The organism is Devosia sp. (assembly GCF_028290625.1).
Lineage (GTDB): Bacteria > Pseudomonadota > Alphaproteobacteria > Rhizobiales > Devosiaceae > Devosia.
In genome coordinates this window covers 1-2656 of the sequence record NZ_JAQGJM010000053.1, presented here as the reverse complement: position 1 = coordinate 2656, position 2656 = coordinate 1, and the positions used below count along the sequence as shown (strand labels likewise).

Below are 2656 nucleotides of genomic sequence, written 5' to 3'. Positions count from 1 at the left end.
GCTGAAGCAAAACATGCCGGACGGCATGGACTACAGCATCGTTTATGACCCCACCCAATTCGTCCGCGCTTCCATCGAGGCGGTGATCCACACGCTGCTGGAAGCAGTAGCGCTCGTCGTGCTGGTGGTCATCCTGTTCCTGCAGACGTGGCGGGCCTCGATCATCCCGCTGATCGCGGTGCCGGTGTCCATCATCGGCACTTTTGCCGTGATGCACATCTTCGGCTTCTCCATCAACGCGCTGACCCTATTCGGGCTGGTGCTGGCCATCGGCATCGTGGTCGATGACGCGATCGTCGTGGTTGAAAACGTCGAGCGCAACATCGAGAAGGGCCTGTCGCCGAAGGACGCCGCCTATCAGGCGATGCGCGAGGTGACCGGTCCGATCATCGCCATCGCTCTGGTGCTGGTGGCGGTGTTCGTGCCGCTGGCCTTCATCACCGGCCTGACCGGGCAGTTCTACAAGCAGTTCGCGCTGACGGTGGCGATCTCGACTGTGATCTCCGCCTTCAATTCGCTGACACTGTCGCCAGCACTCGCCGCGCTGCTTCTGAAGGGCCATGACGCGCCGAAGGATGCGTTGACGCGCTTCATGGACAAGACGCTCGGCTGGTTTTTCGTCCGCTTCAACCGCTTCTTTGCCAGAAGCTCCGACGCTTATAGCGGCGGCGTGAAGCGCGTCGTCTCGCGCCGCGCGGCGGTGATGGGAATCTACGTTCTGCTGATTGGTGTTACCGGGTATCTGTTCCACGCAGTCCCGGGCGGTTTCGTGCCCGGTCAGGACAAGCAGTATCTGGTCGGGTTTGCGCAGCTCCCCGACGGCGCTACGCTGGATCGTACCGAAGAGGTGATCCGTCGCATGGGCGAGATTGCGCAGAAGGAGCCCGGCGTCGAGAATTCGATCCAGTTTCCGGGCCTGTCGATCAACGGCTTCACCAACTCGTCCAACTCCGGCATCGTCTTCATCGGTCTGGATGCGTTTGACAAACGCAAGGATCCGAGCCTGAGCGGAAATGCCATTGCGTTGTCGCTGAACAAGAAGTTTGCCGGCATTCAGGACGCCTTTATTGCCATGTTCCCGCCGCCGCCTGTGTCGGGTCTTGGCACGATCGGTGGCTTCAAGCTGCAGATCGAGGATCGCGCCGGTCTCGGCTATGAGGCGCTGAACGACGCCACCAAGGCTTTTATCGGCAAGGCAATGCAGCAGAAGGAGCTGGCCGGTCTGTTCTCAAGCTATCAGATCAATGTGCCGCAGCTCTATGCGGATGTCGATCGCACCAAAGCGCGGCAGCTCAACGTGCCGGTTACCTCGGTGTTCGACACGATGCAGATCTATCTCGGCTCGCTCTATGTGAACGACTTCAACAAATTCGGTCGCACCTATTCGGTGCGCGTCCAGGCTGACGCCAAATTCCGGGCGCGGGCCGACGATATTGGCCAGTTGAAAGTTCGCTCCGACAGCAACGAGATGATCCCGCTCTCGACGCTGCTGCGCGTTAAGGAAAGTGCAGGGCCGGAGCGCGCCATGCGCTACAACGGTTTCCTGTCGGCCGACATCAATGGCGGCGCGGCGCCCGGCTATTCCACCGGCCAGGCGCAGGACGCCGTGGCGCGTGTCGCCAAGGAGACGTTGCCCAAGGGCATCGACTTCGAATGGACTGAACTGACCTATCAGGAAATCATCGCCGGCAATTCGTCGCTGATCGTGTTCCCGGTGGCGATGCTGCTGGTGTTCCTGGTGCTCGCCGCGCAATACGAAAGCCTGACACTGCCATTGTCGATCATCATGATTGTGCCGATGGGCTTGCTGGCGGCGATGTTCGGCGTTTGGTTGACCAAGGGCGACAACAACGTCTTCACCCAGATTGGTTTGATCGTGTTGGTGGGTCTGTCGGCGAAGAACGCCATCCTGATCGTGGAGTTTGCCCGCGAGCTGGAATTTGCCGGGCGGACACCGATCCAGGCCGCGATCGAGGCCAGCCGTCTGCGGTTGCGGCCGATCCTGATGACGTCGCTGGCCTTCATCATGGGCGTCGTGCCGCTGGTGACGTCCACTGGCGCAGGCTCGGAGATGCGTCATGCCATGGGTGTTGCGGTGTTCGCCGGCATGATTGGCGTCACGGCCTTCGGCATCTTCTTCACGCCGATGTTCTATGTGCTGCTGCGCGCCATGGCAGGCAACCGTCCGCTGACCCAGCATGGCGAAGCGACGGTCGATCAGGCGGCGCCGCTGGCACCGGGATCGCACGAAGCAGAATCGCGCCCGCACGCCACGTCGCATTTGTAACGCCCGGGACCGGGGAAGGAGACGCCTGATGAGGGCTGCTGGTCCACGAATGCGCCGTTTCGACCCATTCTAAGGCGAGGAATTGCGTAGCCTGCGTCCAAGACTGTTGGAATCGCCCCCAATTGGCCGGGTGCGCTTTCCTCCACTGCACATCTTCCGCTACAATGCGAAAGGCGCTGCAGGGGAATGGTGGGTTGCGGACGGGTTTCTACAAATGCGAATACCGGGTTGATGAGGCGGTCGGCCGCAGCGTGATGTTTGTCGAGCATGGCAGCATGCTTGGGGGCAATTCCGCTTTTGCCCATATCGGCAGCTATGAGCTCCGGGGTGACGAGGTGGTGGCGGAGATCGAGAGCCGCCGCCACATGA

Annotated in this window: 1 protein-coding gene and 1 pseudogene; both read left to right on the top strand. The window is 61.1% G+C overall.

Features of this window, described 5'->3' with window-relative positions; translation table 11 throughout:
* Positions 1 to 2287 (top strand): efflux RND transporter permease subunit (locus JWR51_RS23835; RefSeq protein WP_299753620.1); only part of this gene is annotated, 2287 nt, incomplete at its 5' end.
* Positions 2288 to 2451: 164 nt separating this feature from the next.
* A pseudogene (locus tag JWR51_RS23830) lies at positions 2452 to 2656 on the top strand (hypothetical protein); the annotation flags it as partial.